The organism is Rhizobium sp. KNZ14-9A, from assembly GCF_056755015.1.
This window is the reverse complement of record NZ_JBPGXB010000004.1, coordinates 2355812-2373192: the sequence shown is the minus strand read 5'-3', so window position 1 is coordinate 2373192 and position 17381 is coordinate 2355812. Positions and strand designations below refer to the sequence as shown.

Here is a 17381-nt window from a genome sequence, read left to right as displayed (position 1 = left end):
CTTCCTGTCTCCATGTTCGAAGCTTCCGCGCGCTTGACTGTCGATGCGGCGGGCATCGCTTCTCTAGCGAAGAAAAGCCTCCTTCTGGAGGTGGAGACGTGGCCGAAGCCGGGTTTGGTCAGCCATGTGGATTCAGGCAGCCACAGTGACATGGACGCCGGGACGTTTCGCGACAGTGCTTCCGCAATCGAGCCGTATCTCCGGTCTCTTGTGGTCGCCGGCGCAAGTGGCTGTCAAATGACGCATCTCAGGTCCATCGGACTCGCAGCCGAAACGGCGATGCTGTCGGCGACGAACGGCATTAATACTCATCGAGGAGCAATCTTCGGCATGGGTCTGCTATGTGCTGCCGCGGGCGCGAGGGCCAACGGCGTTGTCAGCCCCCGATCGCCGCTTGGCTCGGTCGTCCACGAGCTTTGGGGCCAAAGCATTCTTGCAGGTCCAAGGCTTGCCGATAGTCACGGTGCACAGGCGCAACTTCGCTACGGAGCGGGCGGCGCGCGAGCGGAGGCCGCCAGGGGATTTCCGAGTGTCTACAAGATCGGAATTCCCGCACTACAGGCTGCGCGGCTCAAATCGCCCGACGATCTGGAGGCGCAGAGGGTCGAAACCTGCTTTGCGCTGATCGCAGAGCTGGATGACACCAACCTTCTGCACAGGGGCGGCGAGGAGGGCCTTCGCTTTGCCCAGCGGGCTGCACGTCATTTTCTGGCGACAGGCGGAATCAGCGCCGGTCGCTGGCAACGACGCGCACAATCGATCCACGAAGAGTTCATCACCAGAACACTCAGCGCAGGCGGAGCAGCGGACCTTCTTGCAATGACGCTGTTCGTCGATGAGATAGAGGGCCCCTGAAGTCGATGCCCGGAACCATCCTACTCGCGCTGACACCAATTTTCTTCATGATGTCACTAACGGTGTTCAGCGTGATCACCCTGCCCATTGCCATATAGGTGCAGTCATGACACTCGCCATCTTGTGTTCCGGTCAGGGGAATCAGAACCCGAACATGTTCACCCTGACCGGGGATTGCGCGATGGCCAGCCACTTGTTCGCCAGTGCGACGATGCTGCTGGACCATGTCGATCCACGCATCATCGTAAGGCAAGAGGCCGAGAATGGGGTCTTCGAAAACCGGACCGCTCAAATCCTCTGCACCCTTCAGTCGCTCGCTGCGATAACCGCGCTGAAGACGAGCATTCCGCAGCGTTCGGTTTTCGCCGGTTACAGCGTCGGAGAGATTGCATCGTGGGGCGCAGCTGGCGTCTTCCGTCACATTGATACCTTGACGCTTGCTGCACGACGCGCCGAGATGATGTCTGGGGCTAGCGCGGCAGGTGATGGGCTGGTCTTTATAAGAGGTCTCGCCTACGAGACGATACGTCGCCTCTGTGAAGAGCACCACGGAGCCATAGCGATAATTAATCCAGATGATGCTTTCGTCGTCGGAGGGGGGCAGGCCTTCCTGGCGGCGATCACGCGGAACGCTAGTGAAGCACACGCCACGCGCATCGTTCGTCTCCCCGTGGAGGTCGCGTCTCATACCCCGCTCCTTTCCGAGGTATCCGCGCAGTTTCGTAGCGCCCTCGAAGGTCCATCCAAGGCGTTTCCACCTATTGCTGGAGCTAGACTTCTGAGCGGGATCGATGGAGCCAGCGTGTCCCGACTGGATCAGGGGCTGGACAAGCTGGCGGCGCAGATTTCGCACACGGTCAGATGGGCGGACAACTTGCAGGGCTGCGTCGAAAACGGTGCAACGGCATTCCTGGAACTTGGACCGGGACGCGCGTTAAGTGAAATGGCTGCCACGAGTTACCCGGACATTCCGAGCCGATCGCTCGACGATTTCAAGACGCTGGACGGAGCGCGGGCATGGATTTCCAGGTGGACATCACGATAGGACAGCCGCTCCAGGTCGGTCGATTCAGAGCGTGGGCATAGCAAATCCACGCCAAAGTCCCTTTGTTGCCCGAGGCGAAGGGCGAGCCGTCGAACAAGCATACATCGCGCTACTTGCCAGTCCTGACGCCAGCCAGTTCCACATCATCCAGCCGCAGGTGATGACATAGAAGAGGGCTATCGAGAATGGCCAGTATATCGCACTGGCGCCGGAAGAGGTCGCCGCCGTACCCGATGGCGACAAGACCTTGAAGATCGAGGCCTTCATTCTCCGTTTACAGATCGATACCACTTATTTCGACAAGCCCTGTTACCTGGCGCCAGACAAGATGGGCACGGCAGGTGGACGGAGGTTCAGTCGAAAAAGCCCGCATCCTCTTCCCTGAGATATCTCCTGGCCCCTTCAGCGTCGATATCGAGGCCGAGCCCCGGCGCTTCCAGCAGGTCCACCATGCTGTCCTTCACGATCTGCGGCGGCAAGCCGATTACCAGATCCTCCCACCAGGGGTCGGAGGCGCTCGGATATTCGAACGCGATGTAATTTGCAGGCAATGTGGCGCAGACATTGATCAACGCGCCGAGGCCTAGCAGACCGTTAGCGGTGCCGTGCGGTGCCATCAGGATCGAGTGCATGTAGGCGTGCTCGGCGACCCATTTAAGCTCGGCAATGCCGCCAATATCAGCCGGATCTGGGCCGATGACGCGCACCGCCTGCGTCTCGATCAGCTCCTTGAAATTGTGCCGCAGGTAGATCTGCTCACCAGTGTGGATTGGCGTCGAGGTGGAGGTTGTCAGTTCCCGATAGGCCTGCGGATTGACCCACGGCACGTAGTCGCCAGTCAGCATGTCCTCGAGCCACATCAAATTGTACTTCTCGACTGCGCGAGCGAACTTGATCGCATCGGGCAGCATCCAGCCCGGGCCGCAGTCGAGCGCCAGGCTGACTTTGTCGCCCAGCACTTCCTTCATCGCGATCACGCAGTCGAGCATGTGATTGAAACCGCGCTCGCTGATCACGCCCTGATCCATGGCACCGTGATAACCGGCCTTCTTCTGCGTCACGCCGTAGTGGAAGTCCTCGATGGTGTCCTTCATGTTCGAGTGGAACGAGATTCCTTGCTTGACCATGAAGAAGTTCTGCGGCTGCTCCATCATCCATTTGACATCAGCGGCGTAATCCTCCGGTCGGTCGCCCGTGCGTTTCTGGCGGACAGAGCCGTTGTATACGCGCACCTTGTCCCGCACCTTGCCGCCGAGCAGTTTATAGACGGGCATGCCCGCGGCCTTGCCAGCAATATCCCACAGCGCATGCTCAATAGCGCTCACCGCCGCGCCGTACGGCTTGAAAGAGCCGCGTTGGCGGATCTTCAGCATGACTCTCTCGACATCGGTCGGGTCTTCGCCGATCAGCGCCTCGCGGAAGTGCAGCACAAAGGGCTTGAGGTAGGACTTGGTGAACTCGACTTCACCCAAACCATAAAGGCCCTCGTCGGTTACGATGCGGACAATCGGGTGTTTGCCGATAACGGCGCAGCGCAGATCGGTGATCTTCATCTTCGTCCCTTTTCGCCTTAGCTCCAGGTGCGATCCCAGGAATACTCATCGTCCCAGCGATCGGTAGGCTGCCAAATGCCGGTGACGCCCGGCTGCAGATGCTGCGCGATCACCTCGTCGACGACATCGTCAATCCCAAGGCCCGGCTTATCCGAAACAGTGATGAAGCCGTTCTTGACCAGCGGCTTGGGAAGGCCCGTGACGATATCGTCCCACCAGTCGACATCGGCGGAATGGTATTCGAGCGCCATGAAATTTTCGGTCGCGGTCGCGACATGTACGGCGGCCATTGCAGCGATTGGACTTTCTGCCATGTGGATAGCCATGGCGACACCACGGTCCTGCGCCATATCGCCGATCTTCTTGGTCTCGAGGATGCCCCCACTGGTGAGCAGGTCCGGGTGGATAACGGAGACGCCACCGCTGTTGAGCAGAGGCTCGAAACCCTCCTTGAGATATATATCCTCGCCAGTGCAGATCGGTATCGTGGTGGCGTCCTGCAGTTGTCGGTATTGTTCGGTATATTGCCAGGGGATCACATCCTCGAGCCAGGCTGGCACGTATTTTTCAATGCGCCTGGCAAGGCGAATGCCGTTCTGCATAGAGATATGGCCGATATGGTCGATCGCAAGCGGCACATCCATGCCGATAACTTCACGAACCTCGGCGATGTATTGCTCAAGCAGGTCGAGGCCCTTGTCGGAAAAGTGCAGGCCGGTAAACGGGTGCGGGACGTTATGCAAATCGTACGCAGCGTTGCGGAGACGCCGCTCTTCAATGGTCTTCAGCGGCCCGCGACTGGGACCGTCGCGGTATCCTTCAAGTGAGCCGGCAGGAAATACGACCGCACCGGGCACATCCGCGATCTGCATCAATCCCAAATCCATCTTGAGGAAGGTGAAGCCGAGCTCCATGCGCTGCTTCAGGCGCTTACCCGTTTCGGTCCCGCTCGGCACGGTAGCGTCGGTATCGCAATAGACGCGCACTTTCTCGCGAAACCGGCCACCGAGCATCTGGTAGATAGGGACGCCATAGGCCTTGCCGGCAAGATCCCACAACGCGATTTCAACCGCCGATACGCCGCCGCCTTGCCGGCCGTGCCCGCCGAACTGCTTGATGCGGCGAAACAGGCGGTCGATGTCGCAAGGGTTCTCGCCAAGCAACCGGCTCTTCAGCATCAGTGCGTAGGTGGCGCTGGCGCCGTCGCGCACCTCGCCAAGCCCGACGATGCCCTGGTTGGTGTAAATCTTAAGCAGCACTGAGGTGAACGGCGCGCCGACAATTTCGGCGACCCGCATGTCGGTGATGCGAAGGTCGGAGGGCTTGGAATGCGTGTTCACCCGATTGAGCGCCTCGTCGGCTCCATGTGCCTCTGGCATGATCTATCCTCGTTCTGGTCGGGGGGCTCGTCGTCGCGCACGCTGAGGCGGCGTAGAGCGTTGCTAGCTAGTCGAGCTCTATCTCGTGATTTTGAAGGTAGTCGCGGTTCATTTCGACGCCGAGACCAGGCTTGGGCGTAAGCTTGAGGCTGCCGTTCGAAACATCGAGTGGTCTGTCGATGAGGTGATCGTATTTGCCCAGGTTCCACTCTGAGGTTTCAAGTTTGTAGAAATTGGGAACGGTCATCATCACCTGCGCTCCCGCAACCACGTTGATCGGCCCTGCAGCGTCATGCGGCGAGACCGGGATGTAGTAGGCTTCGCAGAGCGCGGAAATCTTCTTGAGTTCGGTAATGCCGCCCGTCCAAGTGACATCAGGCATGATGTAGTCGGCGAGCCTGCTTTCGAGCACCGGCACGAAATCCCACTTCGTGTGGCCACGCTCGCCCCACGAGATCGCGGCGCTGACCTTCTCACGGACCTGTCTGAGAGCGTTGAGGCTCTCTGGTGGACAGGGCTCCTCGAACCAGTCGATCTGACCAGCTTCCTCGAGGCTCCGACAAAGGCGAATGGCGGTGGGAACGTCGAACCGGCCATGCGCATCGATGAGGATGTCGACATCAGCGCCCGCCGTCTGGCGGATCAGAGCCGTCAGTTCGGCGGCTTCGCGCTCATCCTTGCGGGTCATGCTGCCATCGAGATAGCCGTCCCGCTGCTCGCGAGGCTGTCCATCGGCGGTGCGGCCTTGGTGGGGGAAAGGATCGAACTTGAGCGCAGTGTGGCCGGACTCGACGATGTCTCGAATTTCCCGGACCACAGCCTCTTTGCTGGTAAACTTGGCCTGGTTGGGATGGGTGTAGAGCGAAATTTCATCGCGTACCGGTCCGCCCAACAGCTCGTAAATCGGCTTGCCGAGAACTTTGCCGCGGATGTCCCAAAGGGCGATATCGATGGCGCTTACGCATTCGACTGCCGCACCGCGACTGCCCATATAAGTGAAGCTACGGAATATCTTGTGCCACAGATACTCGATCCGCGCCGGGTCCTCGCCTGTCAAAGCGGCACCGAGCTGGCGAAGGATCGTGCAGAGGGCGCGATTGGCAAGCCTTGTGGTGGTGGTGATCTCTCCCCAGCCGCTCACCCCGTCGTCAGTCGTCACTTCGACGAACAGGAACTCTCCCCAATAGGAAGCATCGGATCTGATTAACCACGGCCGAACGCTGGTGATTTTCATCTCAACTGCCTTTAACTGAAGTGGTCGGGATAACGATATTCAGGTTGTGGATTCTATCCTGCTCGAGCGGCATTACGCGCACGCATGTGCTCGAGGATGTGCCGGCCGGAGCCCTCAACATGGCGTGCAATAAGTTCGGCGGCCTCGTTCGCATGTCCCGCTTTTACATGAGCGATGAGCTCGCGATGCTCGCTAAGGATTGCGGCACGCCGGGCGAGCGTGAAGTCGAAACGCCGACTTACAGCTCGAAGCACTTCGCGATGCTTCCACCAAAGCTCGGCGGCATGGCGGTTGTAGTGCTTCTGGTACATTACCGTGTGAAAGGCGGTGTCCAGTTCGCTGTGTCTGAACGGGTCGGCGAAGTTGTTCTCTTCAATCAGGCCTTGGATGCGTTCGAGTTCAGCAATGTCCTCGACGGTGGCCATATTCACGAACCATTTCGTCAGTGCCGGCTCGATCAAGACCCCGATCTCATAGATGTCCCTAACGAAATCCTGATCTATGGGCCGGACACGCGCTCCGCGGTTGGGGACGAAGGTGACAAAGCCCTCCCCGCGCAACAGTTGCAGAGCCTCGCGCACGGGGTTGGTCGAGGTGCCGTGGCGCCGGGCGAGATCGGTGACAACAAGCCGCTCGTTGGCAGCGAGCCGCCCTTCGATGATGTCATCCCTGATCAGTTGATAAAGCGAGGCGCCCTCACTGGAGGCCCCGATAGCGTCGATGCCTTCGGGTGGCTGTGCTTTAAAATCGCTCGTTTCGGCCAAGATTGTCCCCAATGAATACACACATTGTTCGGATATCACGCGAAGCTTCTCCAAACAATGTACGATTTCTCTGATTGACAGGCAATCTACGATCTGAAAACGTATGATCAGGTCGAAGGGATACATTAGGGGAAATCCCGTGGCCGGAGAGCAAAGACCGCTCGCCTCGATGCAGAGCGGCATGGGAGAAAACCTGGGAGGTTACCTATGACGAGGATTTCACTCGGCCGTGCCATCCTGTGCGGCACTGTCTCGACTGCTTTGATGGTATCGTTGATGTCCGTGTCTGCGATGGGTGCGCCGGTCGACCTGAGCAAGTGGTCGCCGGAATACGTTCGCTCCATCGCCGGCACACAAGATTTTGACACGGCCGGCGATTGCGCCAAGGTCACTCCGCTCGACTATAAGGGGCGACTGACTTTCTGGTATCAGGGCGTCTTCGAGGGCGACCCCGACCTCCTGCGCCAGTATTACAAGGACTTCTTCGAGACCTTCCGCAAAACCTATCCGAACATCCAGCTCGAGGAACAAGCCCTCACCTATAACGACCTGCTGGACAAGTTCCGGACCGCACTCCTTGGCAATGCAGCGCCCATGGCGGTCCGCCTGCAAATCCTTGGTGGCACCGAGTTCGCCGCAAAGGGCTATTTGCAGCCGCTCAAACCCGAGGATGTAGGGTATTCGACCGAGGATTTCTGGCCCGGCGCAATGAAGGCTGTAACCTGGGACGGGGTGACCTACGGCATTCCAACCAACAACGAGACGATGGCGTTCATCTGGAACGCCGACATCTTCAAGCGTGCAGGCCTCGATCCGGACAAGGCTCCGGCAACCTGGGACGACGTCGTCAAAGATTCCAAGCAGATCCACGACAGGCTCGGCATTGCCGGTTACGGCCTCGTGGCGCGCAAGAATGCGGGCAATACGCCGTACCGTTTCATGCCGCAGCTGTGGGCTTATGGCGGCGGCGTCTTCGATGAAGCTACCGCCAACCCAACCTATAAAGAGGTCGAGCTCAATAGCCCGCAGAGCAAGGCGGCATTGCAAGCCTCCTACGATATGTATGTTCGCGACAAGTCGGTTCCGGTTTCGGCACTCACCAACCAGCAGGCCGACAACCAGCCCCTCTTCCTGGCTGGCCAGCTAGGCATGATGATCTCGCACCCGTCCGACTATAACGTCATGCTCGACCTCCAGAAGAAGACGACGGGCAGCGACAAGGACAAGGCGCAGACCGTCATCGACAACATGCGCTACGGCCTGATTCCGACCGGCCCCGACGGCAAGCGTGCCGTCGTGTTTGGCGGCTCCAACATTCACATCCTGAAGCCGGAATATGTCGAGGGCGGCAAGGTAGACGAGCCGGCTGCAAAGGCTATCATCTGCATGTGGACGAGCCCCGAATGGTCGCTGAAGATGGCCTATGCCGGCTCGAACCCGGGAAACCTTAACGGCTTCAAGACCAAATGGATGAAGGAACGGCTGGACAGTATCAAGTTCCTTGATGTCACGACCTCGATGCTGCCATATGGAATCCCCTTCCCGGCGCTGCCACAGTCTCCCGAGATCATGAATATTATCGTCCCGGACATGCTGCAGAATGCCCTGACCGGAGCCATGACCGTCGACCAAGCAGCGGACGACGCAGCCAAGAAGGTAAAAGACCTGACGGACGGCGGACTCTAGTCCAGGCTTGCCGATCTGACCGGCTGCGCCTCGATTGCAGCCGGTTTCTTCCGAAGAATAAGGGCAGGGCACAGTGACGATCTTGACTGGCAAGGCCGAGGTTCGCCGAAGACTGCACCCCGATAGGTCCGGCGTGCTGCGAAAGATTTGGGAGCATCGCGCTGACTACGCGTATGTGCTTCCTGCGATCGCCGTGATGCTCATCGTTATAGCCTACCCTATCTACTACACGATCGAGCTGTCGTTCTTTAATACACCACCTGGCCTTCAGCTCCGGGACAAGATTTTCGTCGGCTTCGACAACTACGTCGCCATTCTCACAAGTCCGGTGTTCTGGACGGTCACCTCGAACACTCTTATCTGGACACTGGCATCCACTTTTGTCTCATTTGTGCTGGGATTTGCCTGTGCCCTGGCGCTCCATCGCGACTTTATCGGCCGCGGCATCCTGCGGGCCATCCTGATCATTCCCTGGGTCATCAGCGCGGTCGCCGCGTCCTATATCTGGAAGTGGATCTACCATTCGGACTTTGGGATCATTGGCGCGGTGCTGGTCGGCCTCGGGTTGGCCGACCGACCGCCGAATTTCATCGACAGCGTCAGCACGGTGCTGCCCTCGCTGATCGTCGTCAATATCTGGCGAGAGTTTCCGTTTGCTATGATCATGATGATGGCTGGGCTGCAGACGGTTCCCGATCAGTTGCTGCGCGCAGCAAAGGTCGACGGCGCCAATGCATGGCAACGGTTCTGGCACGTCACCTTTCCGCACTTGAGAAACGTCTCGACGGTGACGATCCTTCTCTTGGCAGTGGCCAACTTCAATTCTTTCATCATCCCCTGGATCATGACCGGCGGTGGTCCGTCGAACGCATCGCATATATGGATCACCCATATTTATGAGCTGGCCTTCGGCCGCCAGCGCTGGGGCGTGGCATCAGCCTATTCGGTGCTGCTGTTCCTGATCCTGATGTCGCTCGGCTATTTCTACGTCCGTGCGCTAAGCGGCAATGAACGGAAGGATGGAAACGAATGAGCGCGATTGCCGAGACTGCTCGTCGGAGCCAGGCGCGTCGCCGTACCCGCATCGATGGATGGCGGTGGGGCGGACGCATCTTCCTCGTGTTCATGCTGCTTTACACCGCATTACCGATGATCTGGATGCTGATCACCTCGATCAAGTCCGGCTTCGCGGCCATGCAATTCCCGCCGCAATGGTGGCCGGACCAACCCACCCTTGCCAGCTACCAAAAGCTGCTCGATCCGCAAAACAGCGTCGGCCAGGACTTCCTCCGCTTCTTCTGGAACAGCCTTTTCGTCTCCACCGCCACGACCATCCTTTCGGTGATCGTGGCAGTTCCTGCGGCCTACGCGTTTTCGCGCTTCACCTTCCCGGGCCGGAACTTTCTGTTCTTCGCCGTCCTGCTTCGCAACATGTTCCCGGCAGTGATTTTTCTCGTGCCGCTCTTCATCCTGATGCGCGCGATCGGGCTGGTGAACACGCATGGGTCGCTCATCCTCACCTACCTCACATTCGGCCTGCCGCTGGCAATCTGGCTGCTCAAGGGCTTCTACGACAACATCCCGGTGCAACTCGAGCAGGCTGCGCGCATCGACGGCGCAACGCGGTTCCAGGCCTTTGTCCTCATCGTGATGCCGCTCTCGGCGCCAGGAATCATCGCCACGGCGATCTATTCCTTCATCGGAGCGTGGAACGAGTACATCTACGCCTACACCTTCCTCTCCAAGAACGAGCAGTTGACACTGCCGGTCGGCATTCAGCGCTTCTTCTCGGAAAATACAACGGACTTTCCGGGCCTGATGGCGGCGAGCTTCATGATGAGCGTGCCCGTCGTGGTCCTGTTCCTTGTCCTGCAGCGATACTTCGTACGCGCTCTCACGGAAGGCGCAGTCAAGCACTAGGGAGTTGCCGGTGGCCCACGTGGTCCTCAAAGATCTGGTCAAGACCTATGGCAGCTTCAAAGCTGTCAACAATGTTTCGCTGACGGTCAACGACGGCGAATTCGTTGCACTCGTCGGCCCCTCAGGCTGCGGCAAGACAACCACGCTCAATCTTGTGGCGGGGCTCATCCCCATCACATCTGGCGATATCGTCATCGGCGACAGGGTGGTCAACGACCTCGACCCCAAGGACCGGGACATCGCAATGGTGTTCCAGAACTACGCGCTCTACCCGCAGAAATCGGTCTACAAAAATCTGGCGTTCCCGCTGCAGATGCGCAAACTGCCAAGGGACGAGATCGACAAGAAGGTCAAGGAAGCAGCGCGCGTGCTCGACATGACGCAACTGCTCGAGCGCAAGCCGCGCGAACTTTCGGGCGGGCAACAGCAGCGCGTGGCGCTGGGCCGCGCCCTCGTTCGCGATCCGGCGGTATTCCTGATGGATGAACCACTCTCCAACCTCGACGCAAAGCTGCGCGTGCAGATGCGCTCCGAGATCAAGCGTTTCCACCAGGACCTCAACGCGACGATCATCTACGTGACGCACGACCAGCTCGAAGCGGTAACCATGGCCGACAGGATGGCGGTGATGAACGGCGGCTACTTGCAGCAATACGATACACCGGCGCAGGTCTTTGCCCATCCTGTGAACATGTTCGTCGCCAGCTTCGTCGGCAGCCCGGCGATGAGCCTTGTTCCGCTGGAGGCATCAACGGCAAACGGCAACACTGTGTTGACGAGCGCGGAGGGCTGGCGCCTCGAACTCTCGCCGGAAAACGCTCAGAAGGTCTCGAGGGCAACAACCAAGAAAGTCGTGCTCGGCGCACGACACTCGACGATCAGGCTGCATAAGAGTGCGATACCTGGAAGCGTCCCTGCCAAGGCCTACACGGTGGAGCCGACCGGAGACGTCACTTTCGTGCAGGCGTTCCTGTCCGGCGCCATCGTCAACGTCAGCGTGCCGCCGACCATTGCGGTGGCGCCCGACGAACAAATTTGGCTCGAGTTCGATCAGGAGCGGATGCATCTTTTCGACGGCGAAACAGAAATGGCGCTCAAGGCCAACTAAGACCGGGCGGGTGCGTGTGAAACGAGGGCGTGGATGACTGCGAAGCTTAAGATCACGGCGATCAAGCCCTATCCAGTATGGGTAGGAACGCGCAATCAGATGCTGGTCAAGGTCGAGACCGACGATGGCATCTTCGGCTGGGGCGAGAGCGGCCTGAGCGGGCGCGAGAAGGCCGTGACCGGCGCGATCGAGCACTATCGCGAATTTCTCATCGGCCGCGACCCGATGCAGATTGGTCGGATCTGGCAAGAAGTTTATCGCAGCCAATATTTCGAAAGTGGGCGGGTTCTGCAGGCGGCGATTTCGGCCATCGACATTGCCCTTCACGACATCAAGGGCAAGGCGCTGGGGGTGCCGGCCTACGATCTGTTGGGCGGCAAGCAGCGCGACCGCATTCCGACCTTCGCCTCGACCGGTGACGAGGCCGAGGGCGATGTTGCCATCGAACGGGCCCGCGAACTACGCGCCCAAGGGTGGCAAGCGATCCGCTTCTTCCCCATCGGGCAAAACAGCAGGGATATCTTTGAGCCGCGGGAGTCGATCGGGCCTACCGCACGAATGCTGAACAAGGCGCGTGAAGCGCTGGACGACGACGTCGTCCTCGGCATCGACTATCATCATCGGCTGTCGGTGGCAGAGGCGGCGAGCTTCTGCAACAAGCTCGACCGTGGCGTGCTTGATTTCCTCGAGGAGCCGATACGAGACGAAACGCCGGAGGCTTACCAATCCCTGCGCACGATGACCGACATCCCGTTCGCCATCGGCGAGGAATTTGCCAGCAAGTGGCAGTTCTTGCCCTATATCGAGCGGGGCATCCATCAGTTCAACCGGGTCGATGTTTGCAATGTGGGCGGGCTTACTGAAGCGATGAAGGTCGCGGGCTGGAGCGAGGCGCACTATGTGGACCTGATGCCGCACAATCCCCTCGGCCCAGTCTGCACGGCCGCGACCATCCATCTCGCCGCCGCGGTCGCGAATTTCGCTTGGCTCGAGACCAGGGCGCCCGAAGCAAAGCTGGGCTTCGATAATTCCGACTTCTTCCCCGTGCAACCACGGCTAGACGGCCCCGACTATCCGGTCAGCGATCTGCCGGGGCTCGGCGTCGAGGTCAACGAAGAGGCGGTCAAGGCGGAGAGCTTTCGTTTCTGGGAAGCGCCTCACCTGAAGCGCCGCGACGGTTCTGTCACAAACTGGTAGTTTCATTCACCGGAGCCTAAAATGACGCACACGCCCGACATTACGCGACCGCCCAAAGAGCTGATCGACGCACTGAAGGAAATCGGCGCCGCGACGGTTTCCGGCACGCTTGGCCACATGGGCTTCCGCAATCCGCACATGGTCGGTCCCGTGGCGCAGAATCGTGGAAAATCGATCGTCGGGCCGGCCCTGACGCTTCAATTCCTGCCACAGCGGCCGGACCTCTTCACCGAGGGAGAATATGCAGATCCGGAGACGCAGTTGCACCGCCATGTGCTTTATCACGCGCAGGAGGGCGATGTGGTCGTGGTCGACGCGCGCGGCGACATGAGTTCGGGCGTCTTCGGCGACATGATGTCGACCTATTTCAAAGGAAGAGGCGGCGCTGGCATCGTGATCGATGGCTGCATGCGCGATCGGCCTAATGTCGACAAGCTAGATCTACCTTTATGGCTGCGCGGCTGGACGCCCAACTATCATGTGCAGACTGGCATCTATCCAAACGCCGTCAACGTTCCGATTGCCTGCGGCGGTGTCACGGTAATCCCCGGAGACATCATCGTCGCCGACGATGACGGGGTGGTGGTGCTTCCAGTCGCAATGGCCTCGAAGGTAATCGAAGAATTGCAAAAGCATCACGATTGGGAGGAGTTCTCGCGAGTGAAGCTTATGGGAGGCGGGTCGTTGCAGCGCTACTATCCGCTGCATGACGATGCCCGCGCAGAGTACGAAGAGTGGCGCAAAACAAACCGGCTGGGAACAACTTAGCCAATGGATTACCTAGGCGGCGGAGAACTTCCTGGAGTATCGCCGGCGTCTACACAAAAAGCACGGAGTTCGAGTTTCGCCACCCAGATTTCCTGCCGCCTCTTCAGGTCATGATACATATCGCCCAGGAAGTCCCGTCGCTCAGGATCGTCGACGATGCCCTGTGAAAAAAGGTAAAGAAGCGACAGGTGAATTGGCGCGGGGGGTGATATCGGTCGGCGATGTTTCCTGAATCGTATGACATGATGGCCATGTCAATCGGCACAGGTGCCGAGGATCGGTGTCATGAGCTTCACGTGCGCATCAATCCGCTCGAGCACCTTTTGAGGAACGACCTCACGCTCTGGCAGCGACCACCAAAACTGGTTGACGCGTTCAACGGTTTCGGTCACCATTTTAAGCACGGCAGCTTCCGGCAGGCGTGCTCGATTGGCGAAGGCCTTCCAAAGCTCTGGCTACCGGCTTGGGATCCTTGCGCAACCCTCCGGTTGCCGCTCGGAAAGAGAGACTGAGCACAGGAAAGCCGCCTGTCGAGCGATAACTTTCCTCGAAGCTGAACGCGTTGAAGTCGCCAGGTGTTCTGACAATCGTTCCGACTTTCAGATCGTTCAGCAACACCTCAAGCGATGAGATGGATCTTGGATCGATAGAAGCCTCAGGCATCGGCGTCACCGTCAGAGCTGGCTAAGAAGGCAGGTAAATCATCGTCGTCATCATGCGGCTGCAATAGAGCACCGACCGCCGGAACCATTGCCTGCGGAATGAGCATCAGTTCGAGACCAAGCGCACGAGCAATGTTGATCAGGGTTGTCGTGCGGGCCGCGCTGCTTCCAGTCTCGATTTCGCGATACCGCGGACGCGATATGCCCGCCATGTCGGCGACCTGTTCTTGAGTGAGCCCCAGGCCTTTGCGGGCTGCCTTCAACAGCTGACCTATTTCCAGAAGAGCCTCTGATGCCGGCTTCATCGTAACACCTAAACAGATCATTTTCTTCGCGATGATACGTATAAATATCCTAGATCACCGAGATCGTCGAGAAAGAAGATACCAATAGGGATCATATCAGCGAGTATGATCCATTTATGTATCATTTATTGTGGCAGTCATGCGATTGCCGGCGCGAGCGCCACGACCGTAAATCTCGCCCACGGCGTCGCGACGACCCCGCTGCAGGCGGCGGCTGCGGCCGCATCTCTTATCAACGGCGGCAATGTCATTTCGCCGACCTTCCTACCACGGTCGCCGGAACAGGCCGCAACACTGTCGCGAAACGTCATCAAGCAAAGCACGAGCGCGGGTATGTCACCCACTTTCCTTCCCCGTAGCCGCGCCGAGGCGACGGCGACCAGCGCATTGGCGGGTGAAGTCGTCAACGACAGCCAGGACCCGAAAGCGACGACCATCCGTGAAAGCGTCGCTGACGAAGTCGAGGCTCCAGCACTCATTGGGACGCGATGGCAATGCCAAAGGCCGTCGCGTTCCCAAGGCACGCTTGCGACCGCCACGTTTGCGCACGGTCAGCTTCTCTTCCCGATAGAGACGCCAGAGCTTCTTCAGGCTCATGACGATCCCCTGCCGATCCAGCATGACGTGAATGCGCCGATAGCCGAAACGACGGCGCTCTGACGCCACCATCTTCATAGCTTCACGGATATGACCGTCATCGGGCCGGATGCTGCGGTAGCGCACGCTCGACCGATCAATGGACAAAACCTCGCACGCCCGACGCTGGCTCACACCATGCTTCTCGCAGACATGAACTACAGCACGCCAACAACCAATATGCTCCTTAGTATCTCGTCGCCAGCTCGGATGATTCCCCAGTGACGCCTGCGCTCACGCGGGCCGTACGTTCCTCACCCGGCCGGTTGTCGGTGACACTGCGGAGAATGCCAAAAGGTAGAAAACCTTGATGGCATTGACAAAAATCTCTTTGCGCAAATATTTTATCGTGAATACGAAAAATATATCTGGCTTTTCCAGAACTTTTATTGAATATCCAATCTCGGTAAGGCTTTTGGCGTCGTTCAATACTGCATATCTCAGGTGATTGGGATGTCGGTTCACATACGCAGCAAGGCCATATACGTGTTCACGGATGCGCGAATGCTTCCGGCAGCCTGCTGCGCGCTTCTATCTGTCGAACGCAACAGTCAAAAGCATGATATCAAGCTGATCATTGTCGGCATCGATTTGCCTGAGGACCAGAAAGCGCGGGTTGCGACCTTCAACGCCGTCAACGGCATCGATATCGACATCATCGACTTCACCTTTCCCACCGATACGCCCGAGACGGAAGGCCGCTGGCACAAGTCGACGCTTGCGCGCCTCTATCTCGACAAGCTGATGGGCGAGGAGCTGGAGCGCGTTCTTTACCTTGATGCGGATATATTGGCCGTCGGCAATGTCGATCCACTCTTCGATGTCGATCTCAACGGCAAGGCGATCGGTGCGGCTGACGACTACCTCATTGCCTTCCCCGACAAGATCGGACGGCTGGAGCGGGAACTCGGCCTCGACCCGGGGGCGGGATATTTCAATGCCGGCGTCTTTCTCATGGATTGCGCCGCCATCCGAGCCGGCGGCTTTTTCGAGATGGCACGTTCGCTGCTCAGATCAGGGCAATGCTTTGCCTCCAACGACCAGGATATTCTCAATATTGTCTTTCGCGGGACGTGGCAACGGCTGGACAACCGGTGGAATGTCCAGACCGGGATCATGCCGTATATCCGTGATGCTGTGCTCCTGCATTTCACCGGACGTCGCAAGCCGTGGCATTTTTCGGTGCAGGCTGGGCAGTCGGTCTATGCCGAGGTCTATTCAAACATGCTTTCGAAAACGCCGTGGTCGGGATTTGTCAGCCAGCGCAGCGGCTTCCGAAAGGCTGCCGACTATCTCCTGGCGCTCGGCAAGCGCGTCGGCGCGATAAACCGCTCCCAGCAACTGAAGGCACATTTTGCCGCGAGTGGGGTCCCTAGGGCCGAAAGGAACCCCGGATCCGAAAATTCCGGAAGCCACGTCTTTCACACACAGGGCGCCGATGCGTGGCGCGCATTCTTCAATCGCTATTCGCACATTGTTCTGGTCGCCAATAGCGAGGCGCTTGATCCGCAGCGGATGCGGACGGAGCTTCCCGGCAATGCGTTGTTCGTCTTCTTCAACAAAGTCTACAAGGTTCTCGACGACAGTTTCCCCGGGTATGCCATTCTTGTGGCGCGCAGCGGCATGATGGGCGCCAATATCGTCCATCGGCGGGAGGTGGACGAGGTCCTGAAATTCTTCACTTCCGACAAGTTTCTCGGCGTTCTGAATATCCGTACGGCACCAGAAGAGCGCTTCAGCCCCGTCGGCGCATTCAACGGTGCGATAGTGATGTACAGCGATCTCGAGACGCTGATGGCGGAGCACTACCCGCCGGACAAGATCCCGACGAGCGGCTTTGCGCTGGTTGCGTGGATGCGGGAGCTTCAGCTGACACCGAAGATTGTGCTCGCCGGATTTTCCGGGAAACGGAGCGCGCGCTGGAAGGTCTTCGACGTTCATGACTGGACATTCGAGCGGATCTATTTCAGGCTTCTGGCGCGAAGAGGTGTCATCACCAGCGCCGAACATGCCAGGCCGCCACGCTTCGATCTTCTGACCCGGCATTTTCCGGATGCGAAAAGCGAGGAGATCCAGGCGGCGATCAACGATGCACTCTCCACGCGGCTCGATCACGCGCTGACCCTCATCGACGGCCTGATGTCACTAACCAAATGGCAACGCGCGCTCGATCAGGCCTTCCGCAAGGCGCGGCCAAAAACCCGCAAGCAGCGCGCGCTCGACCGCCCAAAGAAGCAAGCTTCCTGAAGGCAACACATAATTCGTCCCA

The 17381-nt window shown here is 58.8% G+C and carries 15 protein-coding genes and 3 pseudogenes; 10 read left to right on the top strand and 8 right to left on the bottom strand.

All coding sequences use genetic code 11. The features are described 5' to 3' along the window. The first annotated feature begins 12 nt into the window (after positions 1-12). The 3 genes and pseudogenes from mdcB to ACR9ZQ_RS41355 form a co-directional block, all read left to right on the top strand. Entirely contained in the window at positions 13-855 is an 843-nt protein-coding gene (mdcB, locus tag ACR9ZQ_RS41365) for a triphosphoribosyl-dephospho-CoA synthase MdcB (RefSeq protein ID WP_481431016.1), read from the top strand. A 106-nt stretch (positions 856-961) separates the two neighbouring features. Next, positions 962-1900: an acyltransferase domain-containing protein gene (locus ACR9ZQ_RS41360; RefSeq protein WP_481430885.1), complete on the top strand. Its 939-nt coding sequence runs from the start codon at positions 962-964 to the stop codon at positions 1898-1900. 178 nt (positions 1901-2078) lie between these two features. Next, positions 2079-2237, top strand: a pseudogene (locus tag ACR9ZQ_RS41355) (Ku protein); the annotation flags it as partial. A gap of 16 nt (positions 2238-2253) precedes the next feature. Here the strand turns inward: ACR9ZQ_RS41355 and ACR9ZQ_RS41350 are convergent. From ACR9ZQ_RS41350 to ACR9ZQ_RS41335, 4 genes are all read right to left on the bottom strand, one after another. Then, positions 2254-3453, bottom strand: a complete 1200-nt coding sequence (locus ACR9ZQ_RS41350) for a mandelate racemase/muconate lactonizing enzyme family protein (protein ID WP_481430884.1) — start codon at positions 3451-3453, stop codon at positions 2254-2256. Positions 3454-3470: 17 nt separating this feature from the next. Next, positions 3471-4832 (bottom strand): mandelate racemase/muconate lactonizing enzyme family protein, encoded by a 1362-nt coding sequence (locus ACR9ZQ_RS41345; protein WP_481430883.1) that lies wholly within the window; start codon positions 4830-4832, stop codon positions 3471-3473. A 67-nt stretch (positions 4833-4899) separates the two neighbouring features. Continuing rightward, a complete protein-coding gene (locus ACR9ZQ_RS41340; RefSeq protein WP_481430882.1) occupies positions 4900-6066 on the bottom strand; it encodes a mandelate racemase/muconate lactonizing enzyme family protein in 1167 nt (388 codons plus the stop codon). Between the two features lie 53 nt (positions 6067-6119). After that, positions 6120-6830 carry a GntR family transcriptional regulator gene (locus ACR9ZQ_RS41335; protein WP_310380905.1) on the bottom strand — a complete coding sequence of 237 codons (711 nt, stop codon included), beginning with the start codon at positions 6828-6830 and terminating at the stop codon, positions 6120-6122. Positions 6831-7037: 207 nt separating this feature from the next. Between ACR9ZQ_RS41335 and ACR9ZQ_RS41330 the strand changes: the two genes are divergently transcribed. From ACR9ZQ_RS41330 to ACR9ZQ_RS41305, 6 genes are all read left to right on the top strand, one after another. After that, positions 7038-8516, top strand: a complete 1479-nt coding sequence (locus ACR9ZQ_RS41330) for an ABC transporter substrate-binding protein (protein ID WP_310380902.1) — start codon at positions 7038-7040, stop codon at positions 8514-8516. A 73-nt stretch (positions 8517-8589) separates the two neighbouring features. Further along, positions 8590-9549 carry a carbohydrate ABC transporter permease gene (locus ACR9ZQ_RS41325; protein ID WP_310380900.1) on the top strand — a complete coding sequence of 320 codons (960 nt, stop codon included), beginning with the start codon at positions 8590-8592 and terminating at the stop codon, positions 9547-9549. Further along, positions 9546-10436 carry a carbohydrate ABC transporter permease gene (locus ACR9ZQ_RS41320; protein ID WP_310380897.1) on the top strand — a complete coding sequence of 297 codons (891 nt, stop codon included), beginning with the start codon at positions 9546-9548 and terminating at the stop codon, positions 10434-10436. The genes ACR9ZQ_RS41325 and ACR9ZQ_RS41320 overlap by 4 nt, the downstream gene beginning before the upstream one ends. A gap of 10 nt (positions 10437-10446) precedes the next feature. Beyond that, positions 10447-11544 carry an ABC transporter ATP-binding protein gene (locus tag ACR9ZQ_RS41315; RefSeq protein WP_310382168.1) on the top strand — a complete coding sequence of 366 codons (1098 nt, stop codon included), beginning with the start codon at positions 10447-10449 and terminating at the stop codon, positions 11542-11544. Between the two features lie 33 nt (positions 11545-11577). Continuing rightward, positions 11578-12741, top strand: a complete 1164-nt coding sequence (locus ACR9ZQ_RS41310; RefSeq protein ID WP_481430881.1) for a mandelate racemase/muconate lactonizing enzyme family protein — start codon at positions 11578-11580, stop codon at positions 12739-12741. 21 nt (positions 12742-12762) lie between these two features. Then, positions 12763-13509, top strand: coding sequence for a ribonuclease activity regulator RraA (locus tag ACR9ZQ_RS41305; RefSeq protein WP_481430880.1), 747 nt, complete (start codon positions 12763-12765; stop codon positions 13507-13509). Between the two features lie 254 nt (positions 13510-13763). Here the strand turns inward: ACR9ZQ_RS41305 and ACR9ZQ_RS41300 are convergent, their stop codons facing one another. From ACR9ZQ_RS41300 to ACR9ZQ_RS41285, 4 genes and pseudogenes are all read right to left on the bottom strand, one after another. Continuing rightward, positions 13764-13913 (bottom strand): hypothetical protein, encoded by a 150-nt coding sequence (locus ACR9ZQ_RS41300; protein ID WP_481430879.1) that lies wholly within the window; start codon positions 13911-13913, stop codon positions 13764-13766. After that, positions 13912-14172, bottom strand: a pseudogene (locus ACR9ZQ_RS41295) (type II toxin-antitoxin system HipA family toxin); the annotation flags it as partial. The gene ACR9ZQ_RS41300 and the pseudogene ACR9ZQ_RS41295, both read right to left, overlap by 2 nt. Next, the gene (locus ACR9ZQ_RS41290) at positions 14165-14476 is read right to left on the bottom strand and encodes a helix-turn-helix domain-containing protein (protein WP_481430878.1); all 312 of its coding nucleotides are present in this window, start codon (positions 14474-14476) and stop codon (positions 14165-14167) included. The pseudogene ACR9ZQ_RS41295 and the gene ACR9ZQ_RS41290, both read right to left, overlap by 8 nt. A 384-nt stretch (positions 14477-14860) precedes the next feature. Further along, positions 14861-15277 (bottom strand): annotated as a pseudogene (locus ACR9ZQ_RS41285) (IS3 family transposase); the annotation flags it as partial. 339 nt (positions 15278-15616) lie between these two features. On the opposite strand from ACR9ZQ_RS41285, the gene ACR9ZQ_RS41280 reads away from it, so the two are divergent. Further along, complete coding sequence (locus tag ACR9ZQ_RS41280; RefSeq protein WP_481430877.1) at positions 15617-17359, top strand: glycosyltransferase family 8 protein; 1743 nt, start codon at positions 15617-15619, stop codon at positions 17357-17359. Positions 17360-17381: the final 22 nt, after the last annotated feature.

Excerpts from the sequence above, each read along its gene's own strand:
- ACR9ZQ_RS41360 (WP_481430885.1), top strand. The coding sequence starts at position 962 with ATGACACTCGCCATCTTGTGTTCCGGTCAGGGGAATCAGAACCCGAAC.
- ACR9ZQ_RS41290 (WP_481430878.1), bottom strand. The coding sequence starts at position 14,476 with ATGAAGCCGGCATCAGAGGCTCTTCTGGAAATAGGTCAGCTGTTGAAG.
- ACR9ZQ_RS41280 (WP_481430877.1), top strand. The coding sequence starts at position 15,617 with ATGCTTCCGGCAGCCTGCTGCGCGCTTCTATCTGTCGAACGCAACAGT.
- mdcB (WP_481431016.1), top strand. The coding sequence starts at position 13 with ATGTTCGAAGCTTCCGCGCGCTTGACTGTCGATGCGGCGGGCATCGCT.
- ACR9ZQ_RS41330 (WP_310380902.1), top strand. The coding sequence starts at position 7,038 with ATGACGAGGATTTCACTCGGCCGTGCCATCCTGTGCGGCACTGTCTCG.
- ACR9ZQ_RS41350 (WP_481430884.1), bottom strand. The coding sequence starts at position 3,453 with ATGAAGATCACCGATCTGCGCTGCGCCGTTATCGGCAAACACCCGATT.
- ACR9ZQ_RS41305 (WP_481430880.1), top strand. The coding sequence starts at position 12,763 with ATGACGCACACGCCCGACATTACGCGACCGCCCAAAGAGCTGATCGAC.
- ACR9ZQ_RS41345 (WP_481430883.1), bottom strand. The coding sequence starts at position 4,832 with ATGCCAGAGGCACATGGAGCCGACGAGGCGCTCAATCGGGTGAACACG.
- ACR9ZQ_RS41340 (WP_481430882.1), bottom strand. The coding sequence starts at position 6,066 with ATGAAAATCACCAGCGTTCGGCCGTGGTTAATCAGATCCGATGCTTCC.
- ACR9ZQ_RS41310 (WP_481430881.1), top strand. The coding sequence starts at position 11,578 with ATGACTGCGAAGCTTAAGATCACGGCGATCAAGCCCTATCCAGTATGG.
- ACR9ZQ_RS41320 (WP_310380897.1), top strand. The coding sequence starts at position 9,546 with ATGAGCGCGATTGCCGAGACTGCTCGTCGGAGCCAGGCGCGTCGCCGT.